The organism is Sphingobacterium sp. JUb20 (assembly GCF_004342035.1).
Taxonomy (GTDB): Bacteria; Bacteroidota; Bacteroidia; order Sphingobacteriales; family Sphingobacteriaceae; genus Sphingobacterium; species Sphingobacterium anhuiense.
Map to the genome: position 1 here is coordinate 65,884 of NZ_SLYV01000003.1, position 18,026 is coordinate 83,909.

The window sequence follows — 18,026 nt, forward strand, 5'->3', positions numbered from 1 at the left end:
CCTACCAACCTGGATTTTGTTGAAAACTAGGAACGGCAGACCGTATAATATCAACATCGGATTGTGGGATTGGGAGCTTATCCATTTTTGCTGGATAGGAGCGTTGATTCACCTGCTTGAGTATATAACTTGGCTTTCCGACATCATCAAGCAACACGTTTACACCATGATAACTCGTGTTGAAAACTTTAGCAGACTGCCCCCAGCGCCGAACGTCAAAATAACGATGCCGCTCAAATGCTAACTCAACCTTACGCTCATTGACATACCGCTCCCAACTTAGCTCATCTGCTTTAAGTGCCGGCATATTAACACTCTCTCTACTTCGAATAAGATTCACATAATGTACCGCTTCCTGTGCTTGACCTAGTGCTAGGAGGCACTCCGCATAGTTTAAGATAACCTCTCCATATCGCATTTCTATAAAATTTGTCAATGAGCTCAACGTACCACCACTATTTGTGCGTCTGAAATAATCGGGATCGGCTGATTTTTTGATGTAATAGCCTGTTGGTGTTGAATATTGAAGGTTAGCCGTTATATCTATACCAGTGGCTGAAACGTCTATCAGTCGCTTACCACCATTACCATTTACCCAAGTTGATCCATGGTAAAGTATGGAAGCCGCAAATCGTGGATCTCTGTTATGATAGGGCTGGCTGGCATGTAACACATTATTCCAGTCAAATGCAACGGCTTTGCCATCCTTTTCAATCACTTCATAGCTATCCACCAGCTCCTGAGTAGGAACTATCCCTGTTTGCCCTCGGTTTGCCGGTGATTGGATAAATGCATCGGTATAATGTGCGACGATTTGATTATCAGATTTATAAAAAAACATAATCTCAGGATTGTTCGTCAGGAAAATGTCTTCATAATCTGTATGCAAGCTGTAATAATTGCTATCAATTAAATTTTTAGCAGTTTGTGCCGCAAATTGCCATAGCTTTTGATCATTGGTGGGGTTGTTTTCTATGCTCGCAGCATAGAGCGCCATCCTTGCCTTGTAACCCATTGCTATGCCCCGATTCGGACGATTAACAGTAGATTGGGCTGGTGTAGATAGTAATTTAATCGCTTGATCAAGATCTGCATAGACTGCATTCACGCATGTTGTATAGGAACTTCTGTCTATGAAGATATTGTCATCCGGATCCATGGCTTCCAAAATCAACGGAACACCTAAATTTTTTCCACCAAAAAAATTTAAGAGTTCCATATAATAGTAAGCTCTCATAAAGTACGTTTCTCCGAGAAGCTGATCCCTGGATGTACCCCACTCGGTCTTGTTTTCGAGAGAACTTAAGAGTTTATTTGCCATCCGTATTTGTCGATATGAATTCTGCCATAGATTAATTGGCAGGGAACTCGTCGGGTTCATATCCCCGTTAGCAAATTGTGCAAATGATGTTACAACCTTGGTCGTTACATCATCTCCGCCTATGTTCATAAGAGAAATTTTGACAAGGTCAGTCTCGATCATCCTGCGGGCGAGCAACGAATTTACGGCCTTTTCGGCCAGATCTACATTGTTAAAGACATTTTCTTCACTATAAAAGTCCGGCTGGTGTGAAAAAAAATTTTTACTGCAGGACAATGTGCCGAAAGATGATAGCGCCACAAAGAGAATGAATATTATTTTTTTCATCTGTCTTAGTTTTTAAAAGTTAAAATTTGACTTCCATTCCAAATGTAAATGTCTTCGGTAATGGGTATGTACCACCACCTATCTCCGGATCTACAATATCAACTTTATCGAAGGTCAAAAGATTGTAGCCTGCTACATAACAACGAATGCTGTTGAATCCTGCCTTTTGTAAAATCTTGTTGTTGAACTGATAACCAAGCATAGCACTTTTTAGCCTAAGGTACGATGCATCATGTAGCCAATAGGTAGATTGCTGCGTATTATTAGCACTACCGAAGGATAGCCTTGGATATGTTCCATCAGTATTATCTGGTGTCCATCTATCTAAATGGTGCTCGTAAGCCGTATTCGCAAATGGAGTAAAGGCTACCCCCGGTGAGGATGAATAATAGAGATTTGTCCGGCTTACTCCTTGAAAGAACAGCGAGAAATCAAATGATTGAAAATTGAAATCAGCACCTAATCCATATTGTAGACGGGGAAGGCTCGGCTTGCCGATGCGAGTACGATCCCATTGATCCACAACATTGTCAGGCTTACCATCAGGCCCGCTAATATCCGCATACTTGATGTCTCCGGGCTGAAGATTCCCGAACAGTTGTTTTGGACTTTGTGCAATATCTTCTGCGTTTTGGAATAAACCTAAGGCGATTAGACCAAAACCATAATAATCTTGTGTTCGTCCACTTTGCACCAGAAGCTCATTGGGTTGCTTTTCGGGGATAGATATAATTTTACTACTCGAAAAAGCAATATTCGGACGTATTGTGTAACTCAAGCCACCAATAGTATGCCGATGACTTAAACTCAGCTCCATTCCTTTATTAGAAACGATCGAATTGTTCTCATAGGGTGGCGCCGCGCCAAATGTAAAAGGAAAGGCACCTGATGGCGTATTAAGAATGTCGCTCCTCTTCTTGTAGAAAATCTCCAAAGTACCGCCAAGGAGTCCTTTCCAAAACTCAAAGTCTAAACCGGTATTATATGAATACTCTTTTTCCCAAGTGATAGAGGTATTCCCGATCCCGCGCAGAAGAACTTCGCCCTCAACTTGATCATCAATCACAAGTGCGTTGGAAAATAGTGAATACCTGTCAAGATATCCATAGGGCTGATTGATCCGGTCATTCCCTACGATACCTGCACTAGCACGTAGCTTGAGCATAGTGATACGGCCAGAGGCCAACTGCTCTTTCATAAAGCTTTCTCTTGCAATATTCCATCCAGCTGATAGGGCAGGGAAAAAGCCCCACCGCTGAAGAAAGCTCGAAGAGCCATCATAACGAAATGTGAAATCGAACAAATAGCGGCTATCGTATCTGTAGCCAAACTGACCGACGACACTTTTTCTAGAATTACTCGTCTCTCTTCCTGATGTAAATTGGTTATTGGCATCGCCAAAGTTAATCTGATCAATGGCTGTCGAATAAAAGTCATATCGATCTGCACCTAAAACAGCGTAACGCTCTTTTGTTTGATTGTAGAGAAGTAGTCCCTTAATATGGTGCTTATCTAGCGTTCGATCGTAGATGAATTGTGCATCAAAGGTTAAATTGTCTGTCATCTCAGTACTCTGCTCCAAAGATGCACCGTCAAATGATCCCATACGGATGTATGTGCCGTCATCCGTATGGATAACCGGATTTTTTCGCCAGTTTTTTTCCGCACTATTATTGCGGAAGTAGCTTAATGTACCTTTTAATGATAATCCTTTTATAAAGGAAAATTTTTGCTCACCACGCAAGATCGCAGTCACATAACTCTCACTGGACTTATTATAATCGCCATTTATCGTAGCGAAATAGGGATTTCTAAAAAGATTTGAGCCAACAAAATATCCGCCGTATTTGGACGGGTCACTGGCATACTGATTTGCGTAAATTGGAGGGGTCTCTACCAAATCTGTTACTGTAGATCCTGGAGGGTTTTTCGTGTCATTGATCGCCCCTGATAGGTCTACACCGAAGTTAAGATTGCTGTTTACCTTAAAATCAAGATTGGACCGTAGGGTATATCGCTTGTTACTTACATTGCGCAATAAGCCCCCTTGATTGTTATAGGAAGCGGAAACAAAATAGTTTGACTGCTCTCCTCCGCCTTGAATTGAAAGCGAGTGTAGCTGGTTGACTGCCGGGGTTCGAATAGTTTGCTCCCACCAGTTGGTATTGGGAAAGTGATCAGGATCGGAGCCATCCCTGAATTTTTGAATATCTTGTGGGGAATAAACGGGATTAAATTCCTGCGGAATATTTCCGTCAGGAAGCCTGACATCGTTTATCTGTGCTTCATTAAATAGCGTTGCCCATTGCCAGGAATCAAGCGGACGCAGTAGACGGGTAGGGTATTCGAGATTCACACTGCCGTTATATTGCAATACAGGTCGTGTTTTTTTACCGTGTTTGGTGGTGATCAGAATCACCCCATTGGCAGCTCTAGCACCATAGACCGCGGCCGAAGCATCTTTTATGACAGACACACTCTCAATGTCTTGTGGACTTAGAGCAGACCATATTTTATTATTCGTTGGAACTCCATCGATGACGAGCAATGGACTATTGTCGCTTGTGGAAAGTGTGTTCTGTCCGCGAATGTCAAACACAGGACTTTCTCCTGGTGATCCTCCATATCTGGTTACTGTCAGTCCAGGAAGCCTTCCTACAATGGCATCACCAAGATCACTTACGTTCTGCCGGGCAATGTCCTTGGCATCTACTTGGACAACAGAAGCGACATTATCCTGACGCGTACTTGTCGTATATCCAACGACCAAAACTTCATCGAGCGCTGATAGTTCACGGTTTAAGATAATACGATCAAGTTGCGCTGTGGCCTCAATACGACGGGTTGTATAACCTAAAAAGGAAATCAACAGTCTGCTATCCGCTGGAATCTGATCAAGCGTAAACCTACCGTCAGCTCCTGTTTTCGTTTGCTTGCTACCCTGCCATTTGGAAGTTTTCAGCACTTGTATCGTTGCCCCGGAAAGCGTAGCTCCAGATGAATCTACAACGGTGCCACTTAGCGAAATGTTTTCTTGCGAGACATTTATGCTGGTATTCACTTCTTCTCTTTTAGTGAGAATAATAGTTTTGCCTTTGATTCTATATTTCAGTGAACTATGTTGCAAAATAGCGCTTAATGCCGAATCTACCAAAACCGACGAGACAGAGACCGTTATCTTAGGGCTTTCCTTCAATAGGGTACCATTGATCACAAAATTATACCCCCCCTGTTTCTTAATGGCTGACAGCACGCTCTCAAGACTCGCATCATTAAATCGTAAGGTCAAATTTTGCCCCTTAGCTGTTTCTATCGATAGCATAGAACAGCAAAATAATAATATGATATTTGTAGAAAGCCTTTGCAAAAAACTAATTTTACTTGAGTTCATGAGGTCAAAATTAAGTTAGCGTAATTTATAGTATATACCCGTTAGAAAAAAAAACTATGACAGCATCTCTAATTAATTCCGAAATTAAATTAAATAGAACAATTAGGCTTCTGTACAAAACGCATGGCTTATTAATAACCTGGACATATCGCCCCAATCACTAATTTATATTAGAAGCACCTATTTATTTTATATGGACTATCTAGGCGAATCGAATTAGCCGCCCTCTTTGGACATGGTCTATGTGTAGTCAATAGGATGAAATTCCCGAATGGTTAGGTGCAAAAAGGACAGCGTGTTAGGGCTTCCTGTACTTTAGGAGAAAAAATGCATAATGCTTGTTGATTAATTTATGGATAGATACACATCTATAATTATAAGGGACATTTTTCTTTCTCGATCGTTTTATATTTCAAAATTAATATTCAATATAATTATCCCTCAAATATTTCTGTCATCTTGATAACGTGTTTTTTGCGGAGGAATTATTGTTTTTGATTGCATTTTATTTAAATAAATAGCTATATTTTAAGTATGAGAAAAATTATTTTACTAAAAGCATTCCTGTTATTTTTATTTTATAATGAATCTTTTGCTCAGTTTAAACCTGATAAACCCAATATTATTTTCATTATGGCGGATGATATGGGCTATGGCGACCCACAGTGTTATAACGAAAAATCAAAAATTCCTACTCCTAATATAAATAAATTGGCCCAAGGTGGAATGTTATTTTTAGATGCTCATTCAGCATCCTCTGTTTGTACACCTTCTAGGTATAGCGTAATCAATGGTAAATATGCATGGAAATCAACATTGAAAAAGGAAGTTCTTTGGTCAGGTTACGATACTCCGTTAATTAATAGTGATGAAGTCACTATTGCCGATATCTGCAAAAAAGCAGGATATCAAACTGCTGCAATAGGAAAATGGCATTTGGGAGTAAATTTTTTAAAACAAACCGGTTATTCTTTTGTGGTGCCCAAGGACTATCATGAGGAAGGTCTGAAAGGTACAAAGAATGTCAGTTTTACGACCCCCACTTATGGGGGACCTAATGATTTAGGTTTCGATTATTTTTTTGGCATATTGGGCGGGCAAAATATGGAACCATATGCATATATCAAAAACAGGTATGCCCTTGGTAACCCTAATCAATGGCGTGGGGCTAATAAGCCTACTGTACCAGGAACTTCTGGATTGGAGGTTCATGAAGGGTGGATGGTGCAAAACTGGACCGATACTGCCATCGGCCCCACATTAACACAAGAAACTATTAGTTTTATAGAAAAATCAGCTTTGGCAAAGAAAAACTTCTTCATTTATTACACACCCGTAGCTCCCCATCGACCATGCACTCCTTCTTCCATCGCTAAAGGAAAAAGCCAAGCTGGAGATCGAGGCGACATGGTGTTTGAATTGGATTGGAGTATAGGTCAGATTAGAGATAAATTAAAAGAACTTGGAATTGAAAAAAATACGATAATTATTGTAACCTCCGATAACGGAGCGACCAAAGTTAGTGATGACGGGAATGATTATGGACATAAAAGCTGTGGTGAACTAAAAGGTTACAAAGGATCACTGCATGAAGGCGGTCATAGAGTGCCGTTTATTGTTTATTGGCCAGACGTAATAAAAGCTGGAGCGATTTCTAAGGCACTTATATCTAATTTAGATCTGATGGCTACAGTATCTGAAATTATTGGAGAACCTTTGCAATCAGGGAAGGATAGCGAAAGTTTTGCTAACGTGCTGCGCAATGAACATTCTTCGCGGCACAGAAAAGAATTGATACATCATACTTATTCGGGTCAATACGCTATGCGTATTGAAAATTGGAAATTGATACCAAACCGAGAGGAAAATGGTGATTGGACTTATGAATTATACGATATCAAAAGTGATCCAACTGAGATGAAAAATTTAAGTAAAGAGAATGCTGCAATGATTCCTCAGATAATCAAAGAGCTGGAATCTAGGATTTTTGATTTTTAAAGTTTTTTTACAGCTTAAATGAAAGAATATCACTTTTATCACAGTTAATCAAGTGTAATTTGGGAAATTATGAGCAATCTATACAACATGGTAAAAACGAAAAACTAATTGACGCAATTAGTATGGGCCTGTAAATACTGAAATTATCAAATTTTGATAATATATTGTAAACTATACCTAAAAGATAAATAGATATTGGTGTGTGTAGGAAATTCGAAATAAAATTTTAAAATGAAACGCTCCAACTTTGCTCCGTTAGATGATCGAACATCCCTGAGACCTTTTGTTGTTTGCTCTCTGGAGGTTTTATTATCTGGGGGAATATAGAGTTGTAATTATTTTTTTTGTTTTCTTTGGACGACGATGATATTATCCTTTTCCTTAAATTCCAGATCACTTACTTCTGTTATAAACTTGAGGACCTCCGATAAAGGCCTTTGTCTATTTATTTCACCATAGAGTGCAGGTTCTTCAGTACCATTCAAAAGTTTGAAATTAACACCATACCAATTAGAAAGTTCACTGCTCAGCTCAACAAATGACTTTCCTGTTAAATTGAAATAACCATCCTTCCAATCTAGTTCCAATTCAGGATCTGCTAAAGTAATCACCTGTCCGCCACTTTCTTCTCTGTACTGCTGATTAGGTTTAAGTAAAGTTTGAAAATTCTCGGTTACCTGTTGTCCCAATGGAACTACGCTTTTCTGTAAAGCGATCTTTCCTTCCAAAAGTGTAGCTCTAAAATGCCCAACGCTACCTCCAGCACTAAATTTTGTACCTAGCACTGCTATCGAGTAGGTCGGTGTTTTTACAAAAAAAGGTATTGATTTGTTTTTTTGCTTTTGTGGTGCTATCTCAAAATAACCTTCTCCCACTAATAATACATCTCTAAAAGAATCACCAAATGCAACAGGATAAGAGACCGATGAATTCGCATTTAACCACACTTTGCTGCCGTCAGACAAAATAATATTTACTACGCCACCAGGCCCTGTTTTAATGGTATTGTAAACTAAAGGTGATGCTTCGTTTGTAGTTAAGTACTCGATTCCACCGTCAGTATGTTTTACGATCTGATAAAAACGGCTCTTTAACGTATCGTTGGGTAATAAGTCGTCCATTTTAATCTCGCGATTATCTTCTAACAGAATTCTGGTATTTTTATTCTCAAGGGGCAAGGAGTCGATAATTGAAGATTGTGAAGATTGCCATAGGACATAGGCTCCTATTCCAACACCTAGTAATAGCGTAGCTGCAATGCTCAGCCTCCAAACATTTAATTTACGGCGTGCAGGTTTAACTTCTAAAATTGTCTTAATACGACTGTCCAAACCGGAAAGTCTTTCCTCTAGTATTTTGTCAGAAATAAATTCTTTCCCTTCTTCTAATGAATTATACCACAGCTCAACAAGTTCCGACTCATGTTCGTCACAATTTCCTTCTCTATATTTTTGTAATAGTGTTTGAATGCTTTTCATTGTTGATCCTTTTATGATCGTCCGTTAAAAAAAGTTAATAAGGTTGCTATAATACGTTCACTCTCCGCTGTGAAAAGTAACCATATAGTCCACAATGGCAATTGTTCCCTAAGCCCTTTTAATATTAGCGAAAGTCTGTTCCTTACAGTTTTTTCAGATAATCCTAGCTCCAGTGCAACCTCATCCGGTTTTCTATCTTCTAGCATTCTCATTCGAAAAATTTCTTTCCCCAGAGGTACACGATCACTTATTAATTCAAATATACGTTCAAGAAAAGTGGCATGTTGTACCCTTTGATCTGTTCCTTCTGTATACTGTGTCTGCTTTTGGAAAAATTGTTCATATTTCCGTACATGTTGCTGATGTAGAAAATGATCGATAATCTGATTTTTAAGAGCCTGATGGATGTAACCAGAAAAATTAGCAATACCACTTAGATTAGCTCTCCCGTTCCAAATTTTATAAAAAAGTTCTTGCAGAATATCCTCCACCAGTTCCTTATCACCAAGACGGCGAAAAGCTAACAGGTAAAGTGAACGCTTATATTTATCGTATAATGTCGTGAAAGCATAAGCATTTCCATTGGCCATTTCTGCCAACAATTCGCTATCAGTTTTCAGTGAGCAATTGTCCCTTTGCATAGAGGCTTCGTTGTATCGATCATCGCGTAAATATAATGTAAAATTTGTAGAATATACAAAAAAAAAAGATTTTAGATGAAGCTATAACCGCTACCCAAAACCAAAATTACGCAAATGATACAATTAAAGATAATCCGATATAAATTGTATTCCTATTTCCATGAAACCGCTGGCCGAGCAATTCAAAAGTATTAAAAATATAAGTAAAAAACTTAAGAACAAAACCATCTATTTTTCAAAAAGTAAATGAACTAAACGCTGCATCTTGTTTTTAGATGATGAGATTTTTAGCTGTATAACTAATTCCAGTCTATCACCCCAATTCCATCTTTGAGCATGCATGTTAACTCCACCAGTTACTGTTCGGTACTGTTCACTGGGAAAAAAGGGTAGTAGCGGAGAAAAGGACTGTTGGCTCACCAAATAAATATCCACTAGCTTCTAAAGCTACCTGTCTTTCTAGAGCGTAGCTTGGCCCCCCTTTTGTCGGTAATGACGACAGATCTATTCTTAATACTTGTCGTGTATAGTCTTGTGTGTTGACAAAGAAGACTTTTTGTTTTTAGTAAAGGATTAAATTTGACTTCAAAATAGACCTTAGCTTTTAAATGTACATCTCAAGAAGAATCACTGAATGCAATGGGGAAGGTGATGGGGGCATCTACATGGAGCCACACTTTGGTGCCATCCGAAAGAATAATATTTACGAGATCACCAATACCAGTTAATAGAGTTTTGAGAATTGTGAGTTTTTGAATTTTTAACGGGAAAGTACTCCATACCATCATTTTTATGGCAGATGATGCAGTAATTTTGTTTATTGACAATATCTGATGGTGACAATTCATCTAGCGTGATTTCGGTTTTACCTTCTAATATTATCCTCGTATTTGTTCCCGCAGGAGCTGCATGATCTAGAGAAACGTCTTGTTTAATATGCCAAAGATAAAATATACTTCCCCCAATGAAAAGAGCTAGTGCCGCGATAAGAGTAATGCTATGCCACAGCATAACAAATGGACTTTGTTTATTATAAATACCCCGTGCTATCATATGGATGCGCCCATCTAGTTTGCTTAGCCTTAAATCAATATGTTCATTATTTAAGTCGTACATGCCATTACCCAATCGTGTATACCAAAGATCAATCAAAAAGTATTCTTCTTTATTACATTTGCGTGCAATATACTTGGTTAATAGCTCGTGGATATATGCTTCGTTCATTGTCTTACCTTTTTTAGCATCCTTTTAGATAAGACGGCTGTAGTAACAATATGTCCCTCAAATTTTAAAGGATTTTATCTGTTCATGATAACGGATCTGTCTTTCATAAATTTCGTTTGTGTATCACCTAAATTTTATTGAAGAGAGGTCGGCCAATGTAAGATCTCCTCAAGTTTTTCATTTACATCCTCACCGCAAAAATTTGCAGCTACGATAATTCCATTCGGATTAATGAGCATATTTTGTAGAAAACTAAGTATACTATACATGATGTCAATTCATTATTGACATCATGTATGGTTAGTAGTCAAATGCTGCTTCTCTCGCTAACATATTAGGAACATAGTTTACAAAACTTAAGAAATATAATTTGAACTTTTTTAACGTTATGCCCACATAGTTATATCATTAAGTTTCCAAATTATTGAATCGCGGAGTCAATAAGCCTACATAAAAGTTAAATCATTGAGTTACTTGAACAAATCACGTATGATTTCCACTGGTATCGTGTTTTTTACCGTCATCTGATGAGAGGTGTCAGCTAATAGCGAGTGTGTGGTCGATACCAATCCGACAAGATTACCCGCCTCATCAAATATTGGTCCGCCACTGGATCCCTGTGCATAATCAGCAGTAATTTGCATACGGCGCGTAGACGGTTCTTTCGCGTTGATGGTATTGTTCGAGACTACACCTTCACTGTAATAATAAACATATCCTTTAGGATGAGTAATCGCACGAACGTGTGCACCAGGATACTGTGCCTTACCCAGCGGAATAGCAGTCAGCTTCCTTCCGCGTGGATCTACTTTTACAATAGCAACATCACCCACTTTATCATAACTCAAAATCTCTGTAATTGGATATGCACTGCCATCGTATCCACCTAAAAAATAGATGCTGTCCAGTTTTGATCTTGCATTATCCGATGGAAGAAAATTTTCTATCACATGATAATTCGTGACACAGATACCATCACTGGTCAAAACTGCCGCTGTAGCCATTACATCCGCATGCATATTATTACAGTGACCGCAATTATAGTACCTGCCTACCATCAACACGCCATCTTTGGCTTTGGCGTACATATCCTCTCCAGACAATTTTCGTTTGTGGGCATCAGGTATTTTGATATCAATCTTTGATTTTGCTTTTCCCGTTACCTGTTTTGCCTGGAAAGCTGTGCGCCCCCATTCTGGATGATGGGATGCAACACTATCGAGATCATCACTTAAGGATTTTTGTGTCAATAGCTTATCCTTGTAGTGGTTCAGTTCCATTTTCTCGTCCTGCGATTTTGCTGTGCCCGCAAAACAAATAAAAAGTCCGAGCATCAAATAAAATTTACATATCATATCGATTGTTTTTATATTAAATAATCTTTTGTTTTTCATAATCTAAGCTTATCAACTTTAATGAGAAATACTTCTTCCCCTTTAGTCAAAAGTCACAGTTTACATAACAATAACGATCCCGATAAAAAAATGTCCCCTAAAAATTTTTTTTATTGAAAATTCCATACCGCGATAGATCCATAAAAAGATTTTTATTCAAAAAAAATTTACTTCGAGATGATATTGGCATCTAGCTAGAAATAAGGTAGATATGATTTGGATTTTTTAAGCAGCAGAAAAAAAAAACTAATTCTAAAAATTATTTTATAAAAAGTTAGGGACATTTTGATCGACGACACGTCTTCCCAGCATCACTATGAAAAAATATGTATTTACCACACAGATCTTTTTTTAATTGGCCTGCCCAATCAAGCAAGACGATATTTCAGGAATCAAATAAATTCAGCTGTAATCTTTAATGAGATATGACTTCATTTATAACGTCGTTTATGAACGCTGTGGTGGCATAATTATGCATTTTTTTGAATTCACTTTTTTAAAAACAAAAATTGTGACCACCAATTTGTGTGATTGCTCAAACAATAACAACAATTATATAATTTATTCTTATTTAACTTTAACAAAAAAATGAAAGAAACATTAAAAAATCGACAACTGATAGAGTTGTGTAGGAGCAGGATGTCAAATTTATTTTCCACATTATCTATTTTAACCTTATTATTACTAATTTCCTCATGTAGTAAAAATGAAGCAGAAGGTGGATTGGGTATGGGCAAAACCACGATGAATGTGAGTGTTGCTAGCGATAAATTTGAAGCGGCTAAAGACATACAGATTAAAGCATCTACACCTAAAAAAGGAGTAAATACTGTAAGCACTGTTCAGCGGAAATTAGTGGCTCTGAATGATGAATTTACGCTTTCAGCTGAACTTTCAGTTGTTCAGTCAGATAGTTTACCCAACACACAGCGATCGTTAATAGGTTCCACCAAGGCTGCTTCTGAAACGAATGATGTCAACAGTGGCGTAAAATATAAAGTAGCAGTTTACGACGCTGATGAAAAATATCTGACAGAACGTGATTACGTCAGAGGGCAAGAATCAAGTACAGCTGAACTAACACTTGAATCTGGCAAAACGTATACCTTCGTAGTATATTCGCTGAATAGCGCGTCAAGTTTACCTGCCATTACATTTGCCGATCCGACCAGCAAAACATTAGCGACCTCCTCGATCACAGGGATTAATGGTAATACAGACTTGATGTATTTTAATACAACAAAAGTGCTGACCAGCGGAGCTACAAATTATTTGAGCATTGTTTTCGCTCATAAGTTTAGCCAGATAAATGTTAGCATGGATGCTACAGCAACAGGCTATAACATCACGGCACTTACCTCAAATTTCAATTCACATTATGCTACGGCCAATATTAACTTGGCAGACGGAAGTTTAACTCGTTCTGGAACAGCTCAAAATGTGAATCTTACATTTTCTGGTTTTGGTACCAAAATCGTTACGGCGACACCTGTGTCCTTAAATACTGAAACGACTACGGGTAGTTTTGTAATATCAAATTTGACTATAGGTCCATTGAATCAATCTATTCCTGCCGATGCCATCAGTGATTTAGAGATCATGCCAGGTGTAAAATACAACCTGAGCCTAACAATTAATCCGAAAGATATCTACCTGACTCACAATGGGCAGTTAGCTGCGCGGATCAACGGCGATATTTGGATGCGGTCTAACTTAGGGGCAGGTACGACACGTGATCCTGATGTAACGCCTTATATTTCTGACCAACATGGGTACTATTATCAATGGGGGAAAAAACCAGCTGTTGCTGCAAGAGCTGCAAATACTGTAAACACCAGTTGGAGTGCCACTCCTGCTGCTGGTAATCCTTGGAATTCCGGAACTCAAGCTGCACCCGTGAAAAATACCACAAGTGATCCTTGTCCTGCAGGATTTCGTGTGCCTACGGCTGCCGAATATCAGAATCTGATCAACTGGACGATCCAAACGAATTCAGGTAGTTTTACGAATAGCAGTACTAATTTCAACGGATTGAAAGTTTTTACAAGTAAACGAAATGCTAATGTAAAACTTATATTCCCTTTCCAGGGCTATTTTACTTATACGACCTCAGGAAGTTCATACAGGGCATCCGGGATTACAGATAGAGGTTCTTACGGAAGTGCATGGGTGAGTGATCGGGTAAACAATACATTTCGCTACTTAAGAATGACCTCTACATCGGTTACAGTAGGTTCAAATGGTCCTAATGCCGCATTAGCTTTACAGGCCACTTGTTTGCGTTGTATCGCAGAATAAGTTCATGATACCATTCCGGTGATAGACTAAAAACAGACGGTACAAATTTAATAAAATGATTTATTTAAAAGATTAATGAAAAAGAAAAATTATATACAACCTCGCATAGAAGCGGAGGTTATCGAAATTGAATATAGCATTGCTGCAGGTTCTGCTGCACAGACTAGTACACAAAGTGAAAGTGGCAGTATTGGAGAATCATGGCAAGTAGAAGACAGTTCAAGAAGCATTGATTGGTAAGAGTTTGTCTTCCAAATTGCTGAATTGAATTCAAAACAACCCTGGGTTTCTTCGTGTAGCCCAGGGTTGTTTATATATGAGCCCATTTGTTTTGATGTAAGCGGAAGGAAATGAAATTCTAAAAATTTAGGGACAATTTATTTTGTCAACCGTCATTATGTCCATTGGTTCAGATCCAGAGGTTAACAGATCTCAGGCAATATTATATCTGCGATAAGTTGGGCGACCCAAATTGAAAATTACGGAAACGCTTTAAAAAAAATACGCACTGTATAGTTATTGTGCGTTTTTTAATTGTACTAATCTTATTAGGTCTTCTGTACTTAATGGTAGAAAATAATTATAAATTAAACAAACTAAATATGAAAACCCTATTTTTCGTTTTATTTTTCCTTCCCTCTCTATTTGTGATGTCACAGGAAAAAGGAGTGCATTTTGAGCATAAATTGACATGGGATCAGATCAAAGCCAAAGCGCAGGCTGAAAATAAATATATTTTTGTGGATTGTTTTACAACCTGGTGTGGACCGTGCAAGACCATGACTGCGAAGGTTTTTCCCCAAGAGAAGGTTGGAAATGTATTGAATAGCAACTTCATCAGTGTTAAACTGCAAATGGATCAAACCAAAAATGATAGCGAAGAAGTGAAGTCTTGGTATGATGATGCTAAAAAAATTGCGGCGGAGCATAAGATAGCTGCATTTCCAACATTCCTAGTTTTTGGTCCAAATGGAAAGCTTGTGCATAGGTGGGTAGGAGGTTCTGATGCCGATGAATTTATTAAAAGTATTGAAGAATCAATGAATCCGGAAACACAATATATTACTTTGGTCGAAAAGTACCAAGAAGGAAATGTTGATCTTGATCTTTCACTTCGGACCATGAAGGCATCTTATGATGCGAGGAATAAGCAGTTAGCTAAGCAGATCATAAATGATATCGGTTTTGACAAGTTGCTTACATCCAAATATTTTTCTTATCTCATTCATCAGATCGACTCGGCCGAATCGCCAGCATTGAAAGTTTTGAAAAACGAACCAAAAATTGCGGAAAGACTATTTAAAGAAAATGAACAAGCGCGCAAGGAATTAAACAATGTTCTTTTCTACTCAGTTATTAAGCCCGGTCTAGAAGTGAAAGAAGGTATCGATTTTGATAAATTTCGAAAAAAATTCGAACAGGAATACCCATTTGCGCATGAATCACAATCCATCAGGCTGATTGCTTGTCAGTATTACAATAAAACAAAAAATTTTCCTGCATTGAAAGATGCTGTTCAGGAATTTTTGACCATAAAGGATGAAGACCAAAAAATTCACGATTCGCACCTTTATATCTATGTACAATCCATTAATGAACATTGTATAGATGTCGACTGTATAAAAGCAGCATTGGGATGGACCAAGCTACTTTTGTCGAGGGAGCATGCGTCAGCCCAGTATATGAGCACCTATGCCTCTTTGCTTTACAAATCAGGTGAAAAAACAAAAGCTATGGATTGGATGCAAAAGGCCATTGAAAACTCAAAAGACGCTGAAAAGGAGGCTTATATAGTCTCTTTGAATAGATTAAAAGCGGGACAATCTATTTAAAAAATACTCTTTCAAAGCTTGCTGAGTCTTAAATCGTGAGACCAATTGCGGGTGGATAGATATGAGAATCGATGAGTATTGATGAATACCAAGTGCAATCAGATATAGAAATGGAGAAATTTACCTATAATCTCCCCGATAGAGAACTTGTGCTGCGACTACAGCAAGATGATGTTAGTGCATTGAGTAAATTGTATTTTTCTAACATTAGAGCGCTTAAATATTTTATCTTAAAGACTGCGAAATCACCCGAACTAACTGATGATATTTTACATGATACATTTATCAGGATTTGGGAAAATCGTATGACAATAGATCCCGAAAAAACGTTCAGGCCCTTCTTGTATACAGTGGCACAACGGGTTTTATTGAATTTTTTGAAACGTGCGCAGCATGAAAGAAGGATTTTGGACGAAATTCAAAAATATGCGATTACATCAGAGCATTCGACAGAACTATTAGTGGCATATAATGAAAGCAACAATTTGCTTAAGCAAGCGATTGCAGACTTGCCACCGCGATGCCGTGAAGTGTTTTTGCGGTGTAAAATAGAAGGTCTCAGTCATAAACAAACAGCCAATGAACTAGGCATATCAGAAAGCACTGTGAACAACCAAATGGGGAAAGCCCTTAAAAATATCAAAGATTTTATGGCTGGACAACAGACTCTTGCATTGATTATAACAAGTCTAATGTTATGACTTTTAACTTATTTATTCACTTCTAATAGATTTAGTTGTCGCTTATCATCCTTTATCTAGCAAGCGCTAGTTCTTTTTCTAAATATTTTCACTATGCATAGTTATTGCATCAACAGCAATTGTAATAGTTTATGTTAACAGCTAAATTATGAACAGACGGGTAGTAGCGTTATTTACAAAATATTATTATGACTGTTGTAGTCAAGACGAGCTGGACGAAGTATTCGATATCTTGCGCAAGGGGGAGTATGCTGAAGAATGGTCTTCCATGCTCAGGCAAGAAGCCCAGTTATTGGAGCATGATACATCCGAAGTTGAGATGTCCCAGAAAGAGGTTCATATGCTTAAAAGCAGAATTTTGAGGAGCCTAAAACGTGTCTCAGTTATAGGGGGGGAGCAGGGGAATAATGTGTGGAGATGGCGAAGGATAGTTAGGGCGGCCAGTATTCTTTTTTTTGCTATGGGAGTCGGTTATTTTTATAGTCATATGGCTGGGCGCAATAATCCATCCGCAACAGCAGTAAAGCAGGATATGAGTCCAGGGAAAAAGGCCGCGACGCTAACCTTGGGGAATGGGCAAAAGATCCTCCTGAATGATGCCTCAAAAGGCGAGCTGGCACGAGAATCAGGGGTGGAGATTATTAAGGCCGAAGATGGGCAGATTATTTACAAAAGTACTGGAAAAGCGCAAGATGCCAACACAACAAATACCCTTTCGACCCAGCGGGGTGAAACTTGCCAATTAACACTTCCGGATGGCACCAAGGTTTGGCTGAATGCGGCCTCAAGCTTGACTTATGCTCCCGCTATGGGTGTGAATCATACACTGCGAAAGGTAAAACTTGATGGGGAAGCTTATTTTGAGGTGGTAAAAAAGAGTAAAAGTCGTTTTGTGGTTGAGTCTAAACTACAGGAAGTAACCGTACTGGGCACACATTTTAATATCAGTAGTTATAATGATGAGGAGACTGTACGGACGACTTTATTGGAAGGGAAAGTCGAAGTAAAGCGAGGTGAATTGACTAACAGTGTCATTCTCAAACCCAATCAGTTGGCCATAGTAAAGGATTCGGAAGGCATAAAAGTGCAGTATACCGATGTGGAAACTATAATCGCATGGAAAAACAATGAATTTAGATTCGAAGAACAGACCATCGAAGATGTGATGAAAACAATCAGTCGCTGGTATGACGTTGAAGTGATTTATTTGAATGGAAAACCGGCGGAAAAAATAATAGGTACTATCTCTAGATCACATAATCTTTCAACAGTGTTACAGTTCCTGAGTTCTTTGGGCGGTGTAGATTTTAAAGTCGAAGGGCGAAAGGTTTATATTTCATGAGTTAATAACCCAACAATAGGATACAATTCGGCTAAGGCTAAATTTTATAAACCCATTCTTTGGTTATATACTTCCCTAA

General features: G+C 38.4%; 13 protein-coding genes. 6 read left to right on the top strand and 7 right to left on the bottom strand.

From position 1 onward, the window contains the following. Position 1 precedes the first annotated feature (1 nt). Both EDF66_RS06290 and EDF66_RS06295 read right to left on the bottom strand, forming a co-directional pair. Positions 2–1,648, bottom strand: a complete 1,647-nt coding sequence (locus EDF66_RS06290; RefSeq protein WP_132841359.1) for a RagB/SusD family nutrient uptake outer membrane protein — start codon at positions 1,646–1,648, stop codon at positions 2–4. Positions 1,649–1,667: 19 nt separating this feature from the next. Further along, complete coding sequence (locus EDF66_RS06295) at positions 1,668–4,970, bottom strand: SusC/RagA family TonB-linked outer membrane protein (protein WP_165902383.1); 3,303 nt, start codon at positions 4,968–4,970, stop codon at positions 1,668–1,670. A gap of 603 nt (positions 4,971–5,573) precedes the next feature. Here EDF66_RS06295 and EDF66_RS06300 point away from each other — a divergent pair. Then, a complete protein-coding gene (locus EDF66_RS06300; RefSeq protein WP_132841362.1) occupies positions 5,574–7,037 on the top strand; it encodes a sulfatase family protein in 1,464 nt (487 codons plus the stop codon). A 335-nt stretch (positions 7,038–7,372) separates the two neighbouring features. On the opposite strand, the gene EDF66_RS06305 is transcribed toward EDF66_RS06300, so the two are convergent. The 5 genes from EDF66_RS06305 to EDF66_RS06320 form a co-directional block, all read right to left on the bottom strand. Next, the gene (locus EDF66_RS06305) at positions 7,373–8,515 is read right to left on the bottom strand and encodes a FecR family protein (RefSeq protein WP_132841364.1); all 1,143 of its coding nucleotides are present in this window, start codon (positions 8,513–8,515) and stop codon (positions 7,373–7,375) included. 11 nt (positions 8,516–8,526) lie between these two features. Further along, positions 8,527–9,156, bottom strand: coding sequence for an RNA polymerase sigma factor (locus EDF66_RS06310; protein WP_132841366.1), 630 nt, complete (start codon positions 9,154–9,156; stop codon positions 8,527–8,529). Positions 9,157–9,867: 711 nt separating this feature from the next. Beyond that, the gene (locus EDF66_RS06315) at positions 9,868–10,380 is read right to left on the bottom strand and encodes a hypothetical protein (protein WP_132841368.1); all 513 of its coding nucleotides are present in this window, start codon (positions 10,378–10,380) and stop codon (positions 9,868–9,870) included. Between the two features lie 134 nt (positions 10,381–10,514). After that, a complete protein-coding gene (locus tag EDF66_RS26435) occupies positions 10,515–10,649 on the bottom strand; it encodes a hypothetical protein (RefSeq protein WP_259194515.1) in 135 nt (44 codons plus the stop codon). Positions 10,650–10,850: 201 nt separating this feature from the next. Next, positions 10,851–11,735 (bottom strand): serine protease, encoded by an 885-nt coding sequence (locus EDF66_RS06320; RefSeq protein ID WP_165902384.1) that lies wholly within the window; start codon positions 11,733–11,735, stop codon positions 10,851–10,853. A gap of 627 nt (positions 11,736–12,362) precedes the next feature. On the opposite strand from EDF66_RS06320, the gene EDF66_RS06325 reads away from it, so the two are divergent. From EDF66_RS06325 to EDF66_RS06340, 5 genes are all read left to right on the top strand, one after another. After that, positions 12,363–14,072 (top strand): FISUMP domain-containing protein, encoded by a 1,710-nt coding sequence (locus EDF66_RS06325; protein WP_132841371.1) that lies wholly within the window; start codon positions 12,363–12,365, stop codon positions 14,070–14,072. A gap of 75 nt (positions 14,073–14,147) precedes the next feature. Beyond that, positions 14,148–14,312, top strand: coding sequence for a hypothetical protein (locus EDF66_RS26055; RefSeq protein WP_165902385.1), 165 nt, complete (start codon positions 14,148–14,150; stop codon positions 14,310–14,312). A gap of 362 nt (positions 14,313–14,674) precedes the next feature. Next, positions 14,675–15,904, top strand: coding sequence for a thioredoxin family protein (locus EDF66_RS06330; RefSeq protein ID WP_165902386.1), 1,230 nt, complete (start codon positions 14,675–14,677; stop codon positions 15,902–15,904). Between the two features lie 71 nt (positions 15,905–15,975). After that, on the top strand, positions 15,976–16,605 hold the full coding sequence (locus tag EDF66_RS06335; protein ID WP_132841375.1) for an RNA polymerase sigma factor: 630 nt from the start codon (positions 15,976–15,978) through the stop codon (positions 16,603–16,605). Between the two features lie 148 nt (positions 16,606–16,753). Then, on the top strand, positions 16,754–17,947 hold the full coding sequence (locus EDF66_RS06340) for a FecR family protein (RefSeq protein WP_132841376.1): 1,194 nt from the start codon (positions 16,754–16,756) through the stop codon (positions 17,945–17,947). Positions 17,948–18,026: the final 79 nt, after the last annotated feature.